The organism is Halorubrum tebenquichense DSM 14210 (genome assembly GCF_000337415.1).
In the GTDB taxonomy this organism is placed as follows: domain Archaea; phylum Halobacteriota; class Halobacteria; order Halobacteriales; family Haloferacaceae; genus Halorubrum; species Halorubrum tebenquichense.
This window is the reverse complement of record NZ_AOJD01000032.1, coordinates 13,897-30,679: the sequence shown is the minus strand read 5'-3', so window position 1 is coordinate 30,679 and position 16,783 is coordinate 13,897. Positions and strand designations below refer to the sequence as shown.

Sequence of the window (16,783 nt, the reverse complement as noted above, 5' to 3'; positions counted from 1 at the left end):
CCATGATCCGGATGCGATCGCTTCGGTGGGTGTCGGTCGGTATTGTAGCTTGCTCCCTAGTTCTTTCTGTTGTATTACTAATAAATTTGGGGGCAATTGTGACATCTGGCGTACTATTTGACGTAGATGGCGCAAGTGATCTTGAGATTGGGACGGATGAAGAGCAAGTAATTTCCAATATCGAAGTAGGTAACCCAAGTGGTCCTGTTAAAATTCATGTTGGGGAGCTCGTTGATTCCGGAGCGCAACTGGACCACAATGCAACCTCATACCGCATTACATCTGATGAAGGGACAAAGAATTCTGGAGTGTACATTGAGGGGCCGAATCGCTCAAATTCAACGATTGTCGTCACTAACTCCGTAATTCCAGAATCCGGACTATTTGATCTCCATATCGACAATATTGACACATCAAATGTTACTCTCTATGATGAGAATGGATCGAAAATAAACCGAGAGATATCTTATACCGCTGAGGAAGGAGGAAAAAGAAGTCCAGTTCAATTCAAGATATTCTCTTCATTATCTGTCAAAATTGGAAATGGGGCATATGACGAGACAACAGAATCTATTCTGTACGACTACTCAGTTAATAACAGTTTAGAATTCAGCCCCTCTGTGACCATCTGGGAACAAGATCATAATGGTAGTATGGGACAAAAAATTGGAACAGTAGATCTATCTCGTGAAAATATATTTGTTAATGACACGGACATTAAGGGTGAGACAGACGTTCTTATCGCGATACATTCGCCGCATCACAAGCATGGCTCCAACACGGTCTACGCCGTGGATACGGCAACGATTAATATTTCAGTACCCGCTCAACTTGTGGGCGGCCCGTTCTACACTAGTAAATCTCAATGCGGGAGTAACTGTAACGGTACCCTCATATTTGAGTTTAATACAAATATATCCGAGTCACAAGGCCAGATCGGTGTTGGATTTTCAGATAACAACACAACAAACGTCAGTCTCAACAACCATGTCGAAAAATACAACGTGAATGATAATTTTCTGTATATCTATCTCCCTAACCAATCAGAGATATCCTCACCAATTGAGCATATTCGGATTAAAAACATCATTTCCAACTCAAGCAGTACACCATTCAACAGCAGCTATAACTCGCCTACCCGTGTTGCTACAATCACCCCTGATAACGGAAAACACACGATCAACCAAGGTTTGAATATTGGATTCCAGTCAGAAAATAAGGCACAATATGTCCTTTCCAAAGCTGGTGGCGGTGTAGTCCGAAGGATCAATGCAACAAATGAGACCAGAATATATCAAATTGGTACGGATATGCTTGATCCAGGATTCTATTCGTTAGCTTCCAGGTCTCGTTATCAAAATACCACGATTGAACTAACAAAACCCACAATCAACATTGAGGCAACTGATTCTGTTGAAAATTCTCAAGTGGCAGTAAACATCAAACAGGAAGGAGCAAGCAGCGGAGTCATTTTTAACGTAACGAACTCTAGTTCTGTAATATATCGCGATGAAATTTTAATTAATAAGAATTCTAATGTTACTAGACATATCCCTTTTACTCGCCCTGGGAATTACACCGTGTCAGTATACAGCCCAAACACAGGTGTGATAGATACTCAGAATATAGATGTTGCCGAGGCGAAAAAGCCAGAAATACTTGCTAATTACGGCCAAGAGCTATTCAACGGCAACTATCTTGATTTATCGATTAATTCGACCTACAATCAGTCTTCTGTCTCATTATCTGCTCAGAATGGCAATTTTACTACACTCAACCTCACGACGACCGAGACGGGCCCAACGCCGATCACGATCAACACGTACGCGTCGCCGGAGTCGCCGTCGGAGTTCGTATCGACCAGCCCCGATGTCAGCGTCGAGTCGATCACCGGGGACCTCAACTCGATTTCGCCCGGGACGTACGACGTCACGCTGCGGTCCGAACACGGCACCGCCGTCGCGAACGACACCGCCACGGTTAGGGTGACTCCGCGGTCGACAAGCGATCTCACCGCGTACACCACGCGCGAAGCCGCTCTGGGGGAGTTCGAGAACGCGACCGCGATCCGGGACGCCGTCGAGGACGGCACGCTCTCGGAGGCGACGACCGCAGGTCCGAACGACACGGTGGTCTACGGGATGAACGCGACCGGACTGACCGGTCTCCCGGCCGCCGCGAACGCGTCGCTGGACCGCGGCGCGGACCTCGCTCGCCTCGACGGGCTCTCTTTCGGAGTGACGCGGACGAACGCGAGCGAGGCCACTACCGCCACCGAGGAGGACGCGCTCGGGCCGGTCCCGAGCGAGTCGACGGTCCACCTCGACCGGGAGGGTCTCTTCCTCGTCACCGACGGCGAGACCGCGTTCGGCACCGAAACGCCGCCGGCCGACGGCGAGACGTTCGAAGCGGGGTTCAGTGTCGACGACGAGCGACTGAATCGCACCGATGACCCGGTGGCGACGCGGCTGACGTACGTCGCCGACGCCGCCGACGAGCCCGCGACGAACGGGAGCGCGAACGGGTCCGGCACGGCGCGATCGACCGAATCCCCTCCGACCGGTTCGGGCGGTTCGGCCGGAACCGGGACCGCCGCCGGAGCGGGGACGACGGACGACTCCGGCGGCACCGGTTCCGCTGACGGGTCGGGCGCTTCGAGCCCTTCAGGCGCTTCCGGCAACTCTGGCGCTTCCGGTGCTTCCGGCAACTCCGGCGCTTCCGGCAACTCTGGCGCTTCCGGCGCTTCCGGCGCTTCCGGGGGCGCGAGTGCCCCGGCCGGCGGTGGGTCCGGTTCGGACGCGACGGGTAGCGTTTCGGACGGGAGCGGTCAGGGGGGAGCCACCGGATCGCGCGGGTCCGGCGGCGACCGGGAGACGGCCCCTCCCGGGACCGGGATCACGGTCGCGCCCGGCACGTCGGAGATCCCGCCGTCCGCGGGACCGCCGGCGCTCTTCGGAGGCGACGGGACGACCCATGGCGAGCGCCCCGCGGAGCGAGAGCCGGGTTCGGAGACCGGTCGAGCAAGCGACGGAGCCGAGTCTGGCGGCGGCTCCGAGGCCGCGGCCGGAGAGACCGAGTCGGTCGACACCGGCGAACCGGGTGATGCCGACGACGACCCCGCGAGCGACCTCGGGTACGACGAGGCACCGATCCGGTCGACCATGTACGATCTCCCCGGGTTCGGGCCGGTGGGTTCGCTCGCGGCGGTGGCGTCCGCGGCGCTGCTCGCTCGCCGTCGGCTGTGAGCCGCGACGGCGGTCGGACCGCCGACGCGTCGGAACGGCGGGGTCGGGCGATCGTTCCGCCGCCGTCGGCCTCGCCGACCGGCGGTATCCTTTTGCTCGGCCGCCTCGTTCGCTCGGGCATGAGCGCGACTATCACGCCGCCGAAGGAGCGCACGTGCGAGCTGTGCGGGCGCGAGGAGCGCTGGGACGACGCAGCCGACGGGTGGCGGATCGACGACGACGCCGGCAACGTCTACTGTATCCACGAGTGGGACATCAACGGCACGTTCGTCCCCCTCGAGGAGTGAATCCCCGACTGGACGTTTCGCCAGTCATTTCCGAATAGGTGAAACGTTCGGGCCGTTCCCGTAGAATAGCTATCGGTAGTGAAATCTGACGGCGGGGACAGCTGATCAAACCAACGGTGTGTGATTTGTTCACCACCCGTGATGGATAATTACCTTATATTCCCTAATGTGTGTACGATGGATCCTACCCCTATCAGGGTCATACCTTTAAGTGTTCACTCGTATGTGAGTGTATGACCAAGTCACGTAGTACCACCCGGGGCGTACGCGACTCGGAGTCCTCGGGTCAGGAGGGGGGGCTCGCAGCGCCGACGGACGACCGGTCGAACTGCGGGATCGGCGGCGTCGTCGACCTCGACGCCGACCCGACTCACGAGGCCGTCTCGGACGCGATCACGCTGCTCGAAAACCTCGAACACCGCGGGACGACAGGCGCTGAGGAGAACACCGGCGACGGCGCGGGGATCATGGTCGCCCGGCCGGACGAGTTCTTCCGAGAGGTCGTCGACGCCGACCTCCCGGAGGAGTACGCCGTCGGCTCCGTGTTCATGCCGCCGGAGCCGGGCGTTCGGGCGGAGATCCACGACGTCATCGCCGAGGTGTGTGCCGTCTACGGACTGGAGGTGCTCGCGTGGCGCTCGGTCCCGACCGACAACGCCGACCTCGGTGCGACGGCCCTCGAGTCGGAGCCGGAGGTGTCGCAGGTGTTCGTCGCGCCCGTCGAGGGCGCGGGACTGGCCCAGCGGTTCACGACCGAGGAGACGCGCGACGACGACGCCGACCCGGACCTGCTCGGGTTCGACCGCGCGCTGTACGCCGCGCGCCGCGAGATCGAGAACGAGGTGTCCGACGTCGACGGTGCCGGGCGCTTCTACGTCTGCTCGCTCGACCGCCAGCGCGTCGTCTACAAGGGCCTGCTGAAGGGGTCACAGCTCGCTGACTACTACCCGGACCTGACCGACGAGCGGTTCGCGAGCCACGTCGCCTTGGTCCACGCGCGCTTCTCGACGAACACGCTCGGCGCGTGGCACCTCGCGCACCCGTACCGGAACATCGTCCACAACGGCGAGTTCAACACGATCCGCGGCAACGTCAACTGGATGCGGGCCCGCGAGAACGACCTCGAACACCCGGCGTTCGGGGCCGAACTCGACACGATCAAGCCGGTGATCGACGACCCGAACCAGTCCGACACCGCGAGCGTCGACAACGCGCTCGAACTCCTCCTCCAGACCGACCGGGACCTCCCGCACGCCCTCCGGATGCTGATCCCGGAGGCGTTCCGGGGCGACGACCTGATGGACGGTGACCGCGCCGACTTCTACGACTACCACGCCTCGCTGGTCGAGCCGTGGGACGGCCCCGCCCTCGTCATCGGCTTCGACGGCGAGCGCGTGGCGGGCGTCCTGGACCGCAACGGGCTCCGGCCGTGCCGCTACGAGGTGACGACCGACGACCGCCTCGTCGTCGGCAGCGAGGTCGGCGCGCTCCCGACCGACCCCGCCGACGTGCGCCGTCGCGGACGCCTCCAGCCCGGCGAGATCTTCGTCGCTGACCCGGAGACGGGCCGCATCGTCCCCGACGACGAGGTGTTCGAGGATCTCACCGACGACCGGTACGGGGAGTGGGTCGACCGCGGGCAGGTCGACTTGGACGCGATCGCCGACGAAGACGGGGTTGCGGCCGGAATCGACGCGGTCGATTCGGACGCGAGCGATGGCGATGACATCGACTCGGACGCGGCCGATTCGGATGCGACCGATCCGGACGAGACCGAACCGACCGTCCGCGCGCATCAGGCCGCGTTCGGCTACACGACCGACTCGCTGAACCACCTCGTCGAGCCGATGGCGGAAGACGGGAAGGACCCGGTCGGATCAATGGGCGACGACACCCCGCTGTCGGTCCTCGCCGACATCGACCGCCCGCTCTTCACCTACTTCAAACAGCTGTTCGCGCAGGTGTCGAACCCGCCGATCGACTACATCCGCGAGGAACTGGTCACCTCGCTGGAGACCCGCATCGGGAACCAGCGCAACCTGCTCGCCGAGACGCCGGAACACGCCGAGCAGATCGTCGCCGACTCGCCGGTCCTGACGGACGCCGAGACGGCCGCCCTTCGGGACCTCCCCGGCCCGGGCGAGCGGACACCGGGCGACCGCCACGGCGCGGCCGACGGCCCCGCGTTCTCCTCTGTCACGGTCGACGTCACCTACGACCGCGACGGCTCGCTCGTCGACGCCGTGAGCCGGATCCGCGGGGACGCGGCGGCCGCCATCGAGGACGGGGCGGACGTCGTCGTGCTCTCGGACCGGGCCGTCGGCCCGGACCGGCTCGCGGTGCCGAGCCTGCTCGCGACCGGCGCGGTCCACCACCACCTCGTCCGCAAGGGGCTCCGCAACCGCGCGGGGGTCGTCGTCGAGTCCGGCGAGCCGCACGAGGTCCACCACCTCGCGACGCTCGTCGGCTACGGGGCGGACGCGGTCGACCCGTACCTCGCGTACGCCTCCATCGCCGACGTGGTCGCCGGTCCGGACGGCGCGGACGAGGACGAGGCGCTCGCCGCGTACCGGCACGCGCTGGAGGACGGCCTCCTGAAGACGATGGCGAAGATGGGCATCTCGACGATGGAGTCGTACCAGGGAGCCCAGATATTCGAGGCGGTCGGGCTCGACTCCGCGTTCGTCGCCGAGTACTTCGAGGGGACGGAGATCCGGACCGAGGGGATCGGGATCGAGCAGATCGAAGACGACCTCCGCACCCGCCACGCGATGGCGTTCGGAGCCGACCCAGAACTGGAGACGACCGGCGAGTACGAACACCGCTCGTCGGGCGTGAAACACGGCTGGAACCCCCAGACCGTCGGCACGCTCCAGCAGGCGGTCCGCGGCGGCGACTACGAGCAGTACCGCGAGTTCGCCGACCTGGTCAACGACCAGACCGAGGAGCTACAGTCGCTGCGCGGCCTGCTGGAGTTCGACTCCGACCGCGACCCGGTCCCGATCGAACAGGTCGAGCCGGTGGAGTCGATCGTCGAGCGCTTCTCGACGGCCGCGATGAGCCTCGGGAGCATCTCGCCGGAGGCCCACGAGAACAACGCCATCGCGATGAACCGACTCGGGGCGAAGTCGAACACCGGCGAGGGCGGCGAGCCGCCGGAGCGGTTCGACACCGAGAAGGAGTGTACGGTCAAGCAGGTCGCCTCCGGGCGGTTCGGCGTCACCTCGGAGTACCTCGCGAACGCCGAGGAGCTCCAGATCAAGATGGCGCAGGGGTCGAAGCCGGGCGAGGGCGGCCACCTCCCCGGCGAGAAGGTCAACGAGATGATCGCGCACGTCCGGTGTTCGACCCCCGGCGTCGGCCTCATCTCCCCGCCGCCCCAACACGACATCTACTCGATCGAGGATCTCAAACAGCTCATCTTCGACCTGAAGGCAGCCAGCCCCGAGGCCGACGTCAACGTGAAGCTGGTCTCGGAGGCCGGCATCGGCACCATCGCCGCCGGCGTCGCGAAGGCGAACGCCGACGTGGTCCACGTCTCGGGCCACGACGGCGGGACCGGCGCGTCGCCGAAGACGTCGATCAAGAACGCCGGCCTGCCGTGGGAACTCGGCCTCGCCGAGGCGAACCAGATGCTCCGCGCGACCGGCCTGCGCGACCGCATTCGCGTGTCGGCCGACGGCGGGCTGCGGACCGGGCGCGACGTGGCGGTCGCGGCCGCGCTCGGGGCCGAGGAGTACATCTTCGGCACCGCGTCGCTCGTCACCTCGGGCTGCGTGATGGCCCGGCAGTGCCACGAGAACACCTGTCCGGTCGGCGTCGCCACGCAGCGCGAGGACCTCCGGCAGCGCTTCCCCGGCCAGCCGGACCACGTCGTCAACTACATGACGTTCATCGCGCAGGAGCTCCGGGAGATCATGGCCGAGCAGGGGTACACCGAACTGGAGGAGTTCATCGGTCGCCCCGGGCTGCTCGCCCAGCGCGAGACGGACCACGAGAAGGCGAAGCACCTCGACCTCTCGGCGGTCATCGCCGAACCCGCGGGCGAGGCCCGCACGAAGGTCCGCGAGCAGGCCCACGCCGGCATCGACGACCTGCTGGACTGGGACCTCATCGACGAGGCCGCCCCCGCCATTGAGGACGGCGCGCCGGTCGCGCTCACCCGCGACATCCGCAACGTCGACCGCGCGGTCGGCGCGACGCTGTCGAACCGCGTCGTCTCCGAACACGGCGGCGAGGGACTCCCGGACGACACCATCTCCTGTCGGTTCGACGGCGAGGCGGGCCAGAGCTTCGGCGCGTTCCTCGCGTCCGGCGTCACGATGGAGCTCGCGGGTGCCGCCAACGACTACGTCGGCAAGGGGCTCTCCGGCGGTCGCATCACGGTCGAGACGCCGGCGGAGGCGGGGTACGACCCGACCGAGAACGTCGTCGTCGGGAACGTGGCGCTGTACGGTGCCACGTCGGGCGAGCTGTACGTCAACGGCGTCGCAGGCGAGCGGTTCGGCGTCCGTAACTCCGGCGTCCGGGCGGTCGTCGAGGGCGTCGGCGACCACGGCTGCGAGTACATGACCGGCGGCGTCGTCGCCGTCCTCGGCGATACGGGCCGGAACTTCGCGGCCGGGATGTCGGGCGGTATCGCATACGTGTACGACCCGGACGACCGGTTCGACGACCGCGTGAACCGCGGCATGGTCTCGGTCTCCGAGACGCTCGACGAGTCCGACGAGCGCATGCTGCGCCGGCTCGTCGAGAACCACCGCGCGTACACCGACAGCGAGCGCGCGGCCGACCTGCTCGACGACTGGGAGGCCGCGCTCGACGACTTCGTCCGGGTCTTCCCGGACGCGTACGCCGACGTCATCGCCGAGGGGATCGGCGACGACGTGCGCGACGAGCCGCCCGCCCCGGCCGCGGCCGTCCCCGGCGGCGACGCGGACGCGACCGGACAGGCGTCGAGCGACGACTGACGCGAAAAGCAGTCAGGCGGGTCGGGCGGTCACTCCAGCGTCTCGGAGTCGACCTCGCTCTCCGTCGCCCGCTCGACCGCGCGCTCAACGTGGCGCTCGCGGGCGCGCTCGACGAACTCCTCCGGGAGCTCGTCTATCTCGCCGGCCTGGACGCCCCAGAGCTTCGCGTACAGCCCGTCCTCGGCCAGTAAGTCCTCGTGGCTCCCCCGCTCGACGACCGCGCCGTCCTCCAACACGAGCGCGGTGTCGGCGTCGGTCACCGTCGAGAGGCGGTGCGCGATGACGAAGGTGGTCCGGTCGGCCGCGAGCCGGTCGAGCGAGCGCTGGATCAGCATCTCCGTCTCCGTGTCGACCGCCGAGGTCGCCTCGTCCAAGATCAAGATTGCGGGGTCCTGAAGCACGACCCGGGCGATCGCGAGCCGCTGGCGCTGGCCGCCGGAGAGCTTCACGCCGCGCTCGCCGATCCGCGTCTCGTAGCCGTTCGGCAGCGAGGAGATGAACTCGTGGGCCTCCGCGGCCTTCGCGGCCTCGATCACGCGCTCGCGGATCGACTCCTCGTCGCTCCCTCTACCGTCGCCGTCTCCGGGGTCGCCGTCCTCGCCGATCCGCGTGAACCGCCCGTAGCGGATGTTCTCGGCGATGGTGCCGTCGAACAGCGTGGTGTCTTGCGCGACGTAGCCGACCGACGAGCGGAGGCTCTCGACGGTCACGTCCCGGACGTCGTGGCCGTCGACGTAGATCGCGCCGTCGGTCACGTCGTAGAGCCGGAGCAGGAGCTTGAGCAGCGTCGACTTCCCCGCGCCGGTCGGGCCGACCAAGGCGACGGTGTCGCCGGGGTCGGCCGAGAAGGAGACGCCACGGAGAACCTGTTCGTCGGCGTCGGCGGGGTCCATCAGGGCGTTCTCGGGATACGCGAAGGAGACGTCGTCGTACTCGACCGCCCCGGCGACGCCGCCGTGGTCGCCTCCCTCGGCGGGCGTCGCGCCGCCGTCGCGTCGCGCGCTGCCGTCGCCGCCCGCTCCACCGCCGTCGCTGCGCGAGCTGTCGCCACGTCGCGTGCCGCCGAGTTCGATCGCGTCGTCCGCGTCCTCGATACGGACCGGGATGTCGCGGAGGCCGAACACGCGCTCGCAGGAAGCCTTCGCGTTCTCGTACTGGTCGATGATGTTCGACACCTCGGCGAGCGGGGCGACGAACTGCTGGGTGAGGAGGATGAACGTGACGAACGTCCCAACTGTCAGCTCCGTCGTGAACGGCCCGGGAGCGCCGTTTTCCAGCCAGTACCCGCCGACCGCGAACGTGACGGCGAACGCCAGCCCGGCGAGCAGCTCCATCCCGGGCCGGTAGACGAAGTTCAGTCGGAGGATCGACATCGTCCGCCGGAAGTACGAGTGGGAGGCGTCCGCGACGCGCTCGCTCTCGTAGTCCTCCGTGTTGGAGGTCTTCACCAGCTCGACGCCCGAGAGCGCGTTCTCGAGGGCGGTGTTGAGGTCGCCGACGACCGAGCGCTGCGCGACGTACCGCGGCTCGACCGCCCGCATGAACCAGACCGTGAGGAGGATCATCAGCGGGATGGCGGCGAGGGTGACGACCGCGAGTTCGTAGTTGTAGTACACCAACACGCCCGCGATGCCAACCACCATCACGCCGAGCCGGGCGGAGTTCTGTAAGGCGTTGTCGAGGAAGACCTCCAGGTTCGACGCGTCGTTGTTCAGCACGGACATGACCTCTCCCGTCTGCTTCTCGTCGAAGAACGTCATGTCGAGCCGCTGCATCTGGTCGAACGAGTCGGTTCGCACCTCGTGCATCACGCGATGGGCGAAGTTGTTCGCGGCGATGCCGTAGACGTACGTGAACACGCCGGTCACGACGAACGACCCGAAGATGAGGAGCATCGAGAGCCGGAACATCGCGTCCTCCTCGGTCGGCAGCCAGACGTCCGGGACGACCGGGAGCGTGTAGGGCCCCGTGCCGGTGAAGATGGCGTCGATGGCGACGCCGAGGACGACCGGGGGGATCAGCCCCGCGACGCGGGCGATCACGTTGGCGACCATCCCGATCACGAGCCAGTGCGCCTGGGGCGCGCCGTACTCGCGGAACAGCCGCCCGAGCGGGCGGTCGACCCGGTCGCGATACACTTCGAAGGCGTTGCGATCGTCTGCGGCCATGGGCGTACGAACGCCGGGAACCCCATGTATCCGACGGCTTCGGCGTCTCGTTCCGGGTTTCGAACGAGAGGGAACCCCCGGTCCTGCCTCACCACTGAACGAGCGAACCGGAAGCGGTGGCGCGTGCCTGTGAGGCCGCTCCGCGGCCGAACAGCACGCGCGAGGGACGCCGCGAACGCCCGGAGGGCGTGAGCGGCGAGGCTGGGGAGGTGTGAGGTGCCGTGCGGAGCGGTACGGGGCGGGACTCGAAGGGGCAGTCGCGAGGGCGAAGGCGCGCGACGTAAGCACCGAAAGGAGCGAGTGAAACGAGCGACTGAGGAGCGCAGCGAGCGCACCGAGCCCTCGCGACTGGGGCTTCGTGGGCCTCGGTCACGAAGTCGTTCGCGTCGGAGTTAGCCACGTACGGCTGGGGCTTCGGCGGTCCCGGTCACGGAGCCACTCTCGACGAAACTGCCCACGTATCGCCGGACGGTTTAATAAGCGCGGCTCGAACTCCCGTACGTGGACGAACTCGTCGTGAGCACGGAGGTGTACGCCGACCCCGAGGAGGTGTACGACTTCCTGCTCGATTTCCCGCGGTACGCGAACTACTCCGAGTACCTCAGCGAGGTCCGGACCGTGACGGGCGACGGCGGCCCCGGAACCCGCTACGCGCTCACCTTCGCGTGGTGGAAGATCTCCTACACCGCGCGCTCGGAGGTGACCGGCGTCGAGCCACCCGAGCGGATCGACTGGGAGATCACGAAGGACATCGACGCCGGCGGCTGCTGGCGGGTGACGCCCCCCGAGACCGACGACGCTGACGAGGAGGCGAGCGACGACGGTCCGAGCGGCGACAGCGACGCGAACGCCGACAGCGACGCGAACGCCGACGCGCCCTGCGAGGTCGCGCTCGAAGTCGAGTTCGACCCCGGATCGGCCAGTTCCGACGCGCTCGACCTCCCGCGGTTGGTCTCGTTCGACTGGGTGCTGAAGAAGGCGATTCCCCTCATCAGGAGCGAGGCGGAGCGCGTGGTCGAGCGCGCCGTGCGCGATCTGGAGGGGTCGAGCCGCGACGTCGACCTCGACGTGTACGTGGACTCGGACCGGATCTGAGACGGCGCGAACGCGACGCCGATGGCGTCGCCGAGTCGAAGGCCTTAATATATCCAGCGGGGAAGGAACGAGTGCGTCGAGGGCTCGTAGATCAGTGGTAGATCATCCCCCTGGCACGGGGAAGGCCCGGGGTTCAAATCCCCGCGAGTCCATTCCGATTTCTCCGCCGTAACGGTTGCTTCTAAACCGACAGCAAAAGCCTTCGCTACGGCGGTAACAGCAGAATCGACTTTCGAAACGAACCCCTCGGAGAACGGATTTCATTCCGGTCCCGAACGCGCATCGCTGCCGTCGGGCGATCCTCAGAGGGGTGAGACGGCATGACCGCGTCCGAGGATACGGTCCTCGAACCGGTCTGCTGCGAGTTTTGCGGACTTCCGCTCAACGAAGGTGACGAGGACGAACAGTGCCCCGCCCTCGATGACGGGAGGTGCCGGCCATGATGCGCCTCCGTGTCGACGAGCGCGAGGCGCAGGAGTGCCGCAACTGCGGCCGTCACGTCTCCGACCGATTCGCCGATGTGTTCGGCGACGATCGCGGCGACGTCCACCGCTGTCTCGGGTGCGACTGCTTCCGCCGAGTGAGTCGTGGGAGCGCCGCCGGACAGACCGTCGATCTCGCTGACCCGGCCGACCAACCGAATCGTAACCGCGGGCAGCGCGTCGACGCCGCCCGAGCCGACGGAGGGCAGCGATGAGCCGCGTCGGACGCGGTGCCTGGGAGACCTCGGGCGCGCCGCCGCTCGAACCCGACATCGGTCCCATCGACGAGGGTGACTGCGGGACCGGTCACTGCGACAACGACGCCGTCTACCGCGTCGCGTGGCCCCACTTCGGCGGCGACGAAGCGCTCTGCTCGTTCCACCTCGCTCGGTTCTGCGACCAGCACCCGGAGCTCTGGGAGCAGATGCGAGCGCTCGACGTCGACGACCCGGACACGTACGCGGTTCGAGGACAGCGCTTCGTCTCTATCGACGAGGTTCCCGACCAGATCAGCGTCGACGGCGAGCGGATGAACCGCGTCGCGCTCGGTGTCGACGGCCTCGCACTGTATGACAGCGCCGAACCAGAGGGTGAGACCGTTCGGTTCGTGACCGTCGACCGCCGCCTCGACCCGGTCGAATCCGTCAAGGTCGAGCGCAAGCGAGCCGGTGAATTCGTGGCGTGGTACCGCGACCACGAGGGCGTTTACCGCTGGGATCCAGACGCTCAGGCCGCGCTCTACGGAGGTGACCGGCCGTGAGCGATCAGTCCGACGGAGAGATTGAACAGGGTGCTATCGTTGCGTGGGATCCCGACGACGGTCGGGGGATCGCAGACGGCCGCGTTGTGGCTGTCGTCGATAACCGGTGGGTCAAACTCGACAACGGCGAGGAGAAAGACATTGACGAGGTTGAGGTGGTCTATGCCCCCGAGTGAGCGATCCGGAGACGGAGCCGATCAGCTCACCGCGGAGATCCTCGATACAATCTCCGCCGACCTCGGAGTGTGCGTCCTCGACGAGTGGGCTACCTCGGACGACTACCTGTTCCGCGGCCCGCATGGACGGTTGGAACACCTCCACTACTCCGAGGACCTCGGACAGTGGAAACGTGGGCTCTACCAGGTCGATGAGGTACTTCGGAACCGTCTAAGCCGCGCTATCGCCGATCACCCGCAGTTCGACGGCTGGCACTACGTCCGGCGCGACGAGCTCGGAGAACCCGAGCCGGTCGTTATCGAGATCTCCGAACATCAGCGATGTAGCCTCTGTAACGAGAGGTTCCCGTCAGGGAACGCGTTCGGATGGCATCTCGCCGATGTCCACCAGATCGATACCGACGACAAGATGGACTTCGCGGTGGCGGAAACCGAAGAACAGCATACGCTCGCGAAGTGGGCAGGTGGTTCCGCGTGAGCGATCGATCCACCGACGGTGTCGATCGTGCGTCGATCGCTCGCGAGCACCTCCTCGGTGCTACCGTCTGGGCCTACGGCGGCGGTGCCGCCCGCATCCGGCCCTGGACCAGCGCTCGCGACATCCGCATGCCCGCGAGGTTGGACCGATGAGCGGGAGTCAGGACCCCCTCGCCGCCGCGAAGCGCGCGGGCCACAACGCCGAGCATCACGTCCTCGACGCCGTCGGCGAGCTCGAACCCACGTCCGGCGAGGAACACTGGGACGCTGTCGCCGAGACCGCCATCTTCCCGCGTGACGACCTGCCGTTCGCTGGCCTCTGCGTCGTCGAGGCCGGGCTCCCGGTCGAGATCAAGAGCGCGATGGTCGTCCAGACCACCGCTCAGCGCCGCGGTCGCTACAAGCTCCGCGAGAGCCAACACGAGGCGCTCGTCGAGCGACGCGGTGTCTACTGCTTCCTCGTCTGCGAGCCCCGCCCCGCCCGGGAACCCATCGCGATGAAGATCGTCCCGGCGCGGAGCGTCGGCGGCCTCGTCGACGCGAACGCCAGCTGGCGCGACGAACTGGATGGCCGCGGTCGGAAGGCGCAGCTCGCGTGGAGCAACATCTTCGACCCCACGGAGGTCGAGTGATGTCGGCGGAACCGCTTCTCCGGCGTCCCATCGCGCGCTATCGAGGCGGCGGTCGTGTCGCTGCCTGTCCGTTCACGAAGGATGTCGTCGCCGACACGCTCGGCACGCATCCGGTCCCACGCCGGCGGATCGCCGGGAAACACATTCGGGCTGTCCGTCACTCGACGGTCCCTGTCCGCGGGTATCGCTCTGGCCCGTACGTCCTCGCGATCGCTCCCGAGCACGCCGAGGTGTCGACCTACGACTGGTCAAACCACGATCGCGGTGACGACATCGACGCGCCATGGGTTCCGGTCGCCGCTCACTTCGAGGAGGGCCGGGAGGCCGCTGTGATCGTCCCGACGAAGGAGGTCGACCTGTGAGCGACGACTACCTCGAACCGGGCCCGCAGGGCGACCTCGCCGAGCTGCTCGACGACGCCCAGCCGGTGACCTCTGACAGCGAGGACTCGGTCGAGGGCACGATAGAGTCCGAAGAGAGCGAAGAGCTCCGCGAGGCGGTCGGTGAGGCGTCACGTCAGGTCCATCCGGAGAGCCCGGAGTCGACTGAGTACCAGACGTTCGACACCGACGGGCCGATTCCGTGTGTCGAGCCTCGTGTTCACGCGTTCGGGGCGCACTTGCTGTTCTCGCAGCCGGACGTCTCTCAGAACGGTCACCCCGGTTCGTTGTCGCCGTACGACGCAGTCGTCTCGCAGTACGAGCCGACGATCGCGGTCGATATCGGCTCGTTCGTCTTCGACGGCGAGCTCTGGGAGATCAACCCGGAGAAGACGCGGTACTGGTCCGGAGGGATCGCGGCACCGGCTCGCCCCTACGAGACGTTCAACGAGTACCAGATCGGCGTCCGAGCGCAGGACGGTCTCGGGGAGCGGAAGGCCACGTTCCAGTTCCGCCCATCGGTCCCGGACGCCCGGACCGCTGACGGCGAGCGGATCGACTCGATGCCCGAGGATCTCCCGTACGGGCTCCGCGTTCAGGCCAACTCTAGCAACCTCGAACCCGACGAGGTGATCCCGTTGCTGCGGCGGCTCGCAGACGAGCTGAACATCAACGAGCACTACTTCCGTGACGAGTGCCGCCACGAGTTCTCGAACGCTTACCAGATGGAGATGTACCTCCGTCTCGACCGCAACGCCGGCGAGCAGCACATCGCCGGGAAGGGTGCCGTCCTCGATCAACTCGCGCTCTTCGGCTCGAACCACCGCGGGAAGGGCGAGTACAAGTGGGACAACGAGAAGGTCATCGGCCATCGAAACGCCGTCTCTCTCGACGCTGGCACCTGGAAGAAGCTCACGGAGAAGCGACACTCAGTCGGGAAGACGGCGAAGTACTACCATCCCGAGTTCGCCCGGTCGGAGGAGACGTCGGCCGAGGACGATCCGCTCTCCGATCCCAAGCTCGAACTCCAGTGGTCGAAGGAGTACTCTGACATCGCGTCTGTCCCGTGGGACGATCCGGACGCCTTCGACGTCGAGGCGCTCCGCACGGAGCTCGACGAGTCGCTCGTGAACGTCCTCTTGTGGGCCGGCCTACCGACCCGCGCCGACCCGCGGATCTACACGGCCGACCACTACTTCGAGGTCACCGAGTCCGAGCGCGATCTGGACCTCGTCGAGAACAAGATGCCGAGCGTCCAGGACGGCGAGGAGGAGCAGGCAGTCGCCCACTTTGCTCGCGGCGACGCTTCCGAGGGCGAGCGCTCCGTGCTCACAGCCCTCGCCGACGGCGGCGACGGAGCCGACATCGAGAATCTGGCGGAGATGTCCGACACATCTCGGTCGACCGTTTACCGCGCCGCGGAGAAGTTCGACGACCTGGTCGAGGTCGCGAACGCGAAGATGTCCTTCGAGGACGAGGTGATCCGCAAGAAGTTCCAGGACCTGCTCAACACGTTCGAGGACGTCACCGACTGGGTTGTCGGCGGCGTGCGGCAGCTCGCCTCCGCCGAGACGGAGACGATCGACCAGGACTCGTCGCTCGCGCGGTGGGCCCGACGTCACGGTGTCTCGATCACGGAGTCCGTCGACGGCATGGTCGTCGATCTCGGTGGCCGTCCGCTCTCGCGCGTCGAGCTCGTGAAGCTCATCCGCGCCGGCGTCGACGCCGCCGATGAGACCGGGTCGATGGCCTACCGGCGGTTCATCAGCGGTAAGTTCTCTTACACCGAGAAGGGGAAGGGACGTCGGACGGGTCAGCGGCCGATCAACCGGAACGGCGACGTGCTCTTCTCTTCGAAGCTCCCCCGCTGACGCACGACAGATGAGTGGCAACACTACCTTGATCCCCGGTTCGTGTTTTCTTGCGTAGCATTCTGTGAGTGATGGAAGTATTTTCGGCGTTGGTCGCCGCTTCGATCGTGACCGCGATCTCCGCCAGCCCCGCGTCCGGGCTGGCTTCGATCCCACAGGCTGGGACGGACCCCTTAGGGAGTGTGCCTAAGGGCACCCCCTTCGGGGGAAAATACTCAGCACCCGCACAGCACAACTCCA

13 protein-coding genes and 1 tRNA gene are annotated in these 16,783 nt (G+C 65.7%); 12 read left to right on the top strand and 2 right to left on the bottom strand.

The window, feature by feature from the left end; genetic code table 11:
• Positions 1-1,750: 1,750 nt before the first annotated feature.
• Positions 1,751-1,978 carry a hypothetical protein gene (locus C472_RS16255; RefSeq protein ID WP_006628852.1) on the bottom strand — a complete coding sequence of 76 codons (228 nt, stop codon included), beginning with the start codon at positions 1,976-1,978 and terminating at the stop codon, positions 1,751-1,753.
• Between the two features lie 7 nt (positions 1,979-1,985).
• On the opposite strand from C472_RS16255, the gene C472_RS16920 reads away from it, so the two are divergent.
• The 3 genes from C472_RS16920 (at position 1,986) to gltB (ending at position 8,502) form a co-directional block, all read left to right on the top strand.
• A complete protein-coding gene (locus C472_RS16920) occupies positions 1,986-3,245 on the top strand; it encodes a PGF-CTERM sorting domain-containing protein (protein ID WP_006628851.1) in 1,260 nt (419 codons plus the stop codon).
• Between the two features lie 119 nt (positions 3,246-3,364).
• A complete protein-coding gene (locus tag C472_RS17465; RefSeq protein ID WP_162832662.1) occupies positions 3,365-3,532 on the top strand; it encodes an HEWD family protein in 168 nt (55 codons plus the stop codon).
• Positions 3,533-3,765: 233 nt separating this feature from the next.
• A complete protein-coding gene (gene gltB / locus C472_RS05680) occupies positions 3,766-8,502 on the top strand; it encodes a glutamate synthase large subunit (RefSeq protein ID WP_006628849.1) in 4,737 nt (1,578 codons plus the stop codon).
• A 29-nt stretch (positions 8,503-8,531) separates the two neighbouring features.
• On the opposite strand, the gene C472_RS05675 is transcribed toward gltB, so the two are convergent.
• The gene (locus C472_RS05675; RefSeq protein ID WP_006628848.1) at positions 8,532-10,670 is read right to left on the bottom strand and encodes an ABC transporter ATP-binding protein; all 2,139 of its coding nucleotides are present in this window, start codon (positions 10,668-10,670) and stop codon (positions 8,532-8,534) included.
• A 501-nt stretch (positions 10,671-11,171) separates the two neighbouring features.
• On the opposite strand from C472_RS05675, the gene C472_RS05670 reads away from it, so the two are divergent.
• The 9 genes from C472_RS05670 (at position 11,172) to C472_RS05630 (ending at position 16,543) form a co-directional block, all read left to right on the top strand.
• On the top strand, positions 11,172-11,765 hold the full coding sequence (locus tag C472_RS05670; RefSeq protein ID WP_006628847.1) for an SRPBCC family protein: 594 nt from the start codon (positions 11,172-11,174) through the stop codon (positions 11,763-11,765).
• Positions 11,766-11,845: 80 nt separating this feature from the next.
• Positions 11,846-11,917, top strand: a tRNA-Ala gene (locus C472_RS05665).
• Between the two features lie 287 nt (positions 11,918-12,204).
• Positions 12,205-12,462 carry a DUF7563 family protein gene (locus C472_RS05660; RefSeq protein ID WP_006628846.1) on the top strand — a complete coding sequence of 86 codons (258 nt, stop codon included), beginning with the start codon at positions 12,205-12,207 and terminating at the stop codon, positions 12,460-12,462.
• A complete protein-coding gene (locus tag C472_RS05655; protein ID WP_006628845.1) occupies positions 12,459-13,007 on the top strand; it encodes a hypothetical protein in 549 nt (182 codons plus the stop codon). The genes C472_RS05660 and C472_RS05655 overlap by 4 nt, the downstream gene beginning before the upstream one ends.
• Positions 13,004-13,183, top strand: a complete 180-nt coding sequence (locus C472_RS05650; RefSeq protein WP_049906356.1) for a hypothetical protein — start codon at positions 13,004-13,006, stop codon at positions 13,181-13,183. Before C472_RS05655 ends, C472_RS05650 begins: the two co-directional genes overlap by 4 nt.
• Entirely contained in the window at positions 13,170-13,661 is a 492-nt protein-coding gene (locus C472_RS05645; protein WP_006628844.1) for a C2H2-type zinc finger protein, read from the top strand. The genes C472_RS05650 and C472_RS05645 overlap by 14 nt, the downstream gene beginning before the upstream one ends.
• A gap of 148 nt (positions 13,662-13,809) precedes the next feature.
• Positions 13,810-14,292, top strand: a complete 483-nt coding sequence (locus tag C472_RS05640) for a hypothetical protein (protein WP_006628843.1) — start codon at positions 13,810-13,812, stop codon at positions 14,290-14,292.
• Positions 14,292-14,654 carry a hypothetical protein gene (locus tag C472_RS05635; protein ID WP_006628842.1) on the top strand — a complete coding sequence of 121 codons (363 nt, stop codon included), beginning with the start codon at positions 14,292-14,294 and terminating at the stop codon, positions 14,652-14,654. Before C472_RS05640 ends, C472_RS05635 begins: the two co-directional genes overlap by 1 nt.
• Positions 14,651-16,543 (top strand): DUF7845 domain-containing protein, encoded by a 1,893-nt coding sequence (locus C472_RS05630; RefSeq protein ID WP_006628841.1) that lies wholly within the window; start codon positions 14,651-14,653, stop codon positions 16,541-16,543. The genes C472_RS05635 and C472_RS05630 overlap by 4 nt, the downstream gene beginning before the upstream one ends.
• Positions 16,544-16,783 lie beyond the last annotated feature (240 nt).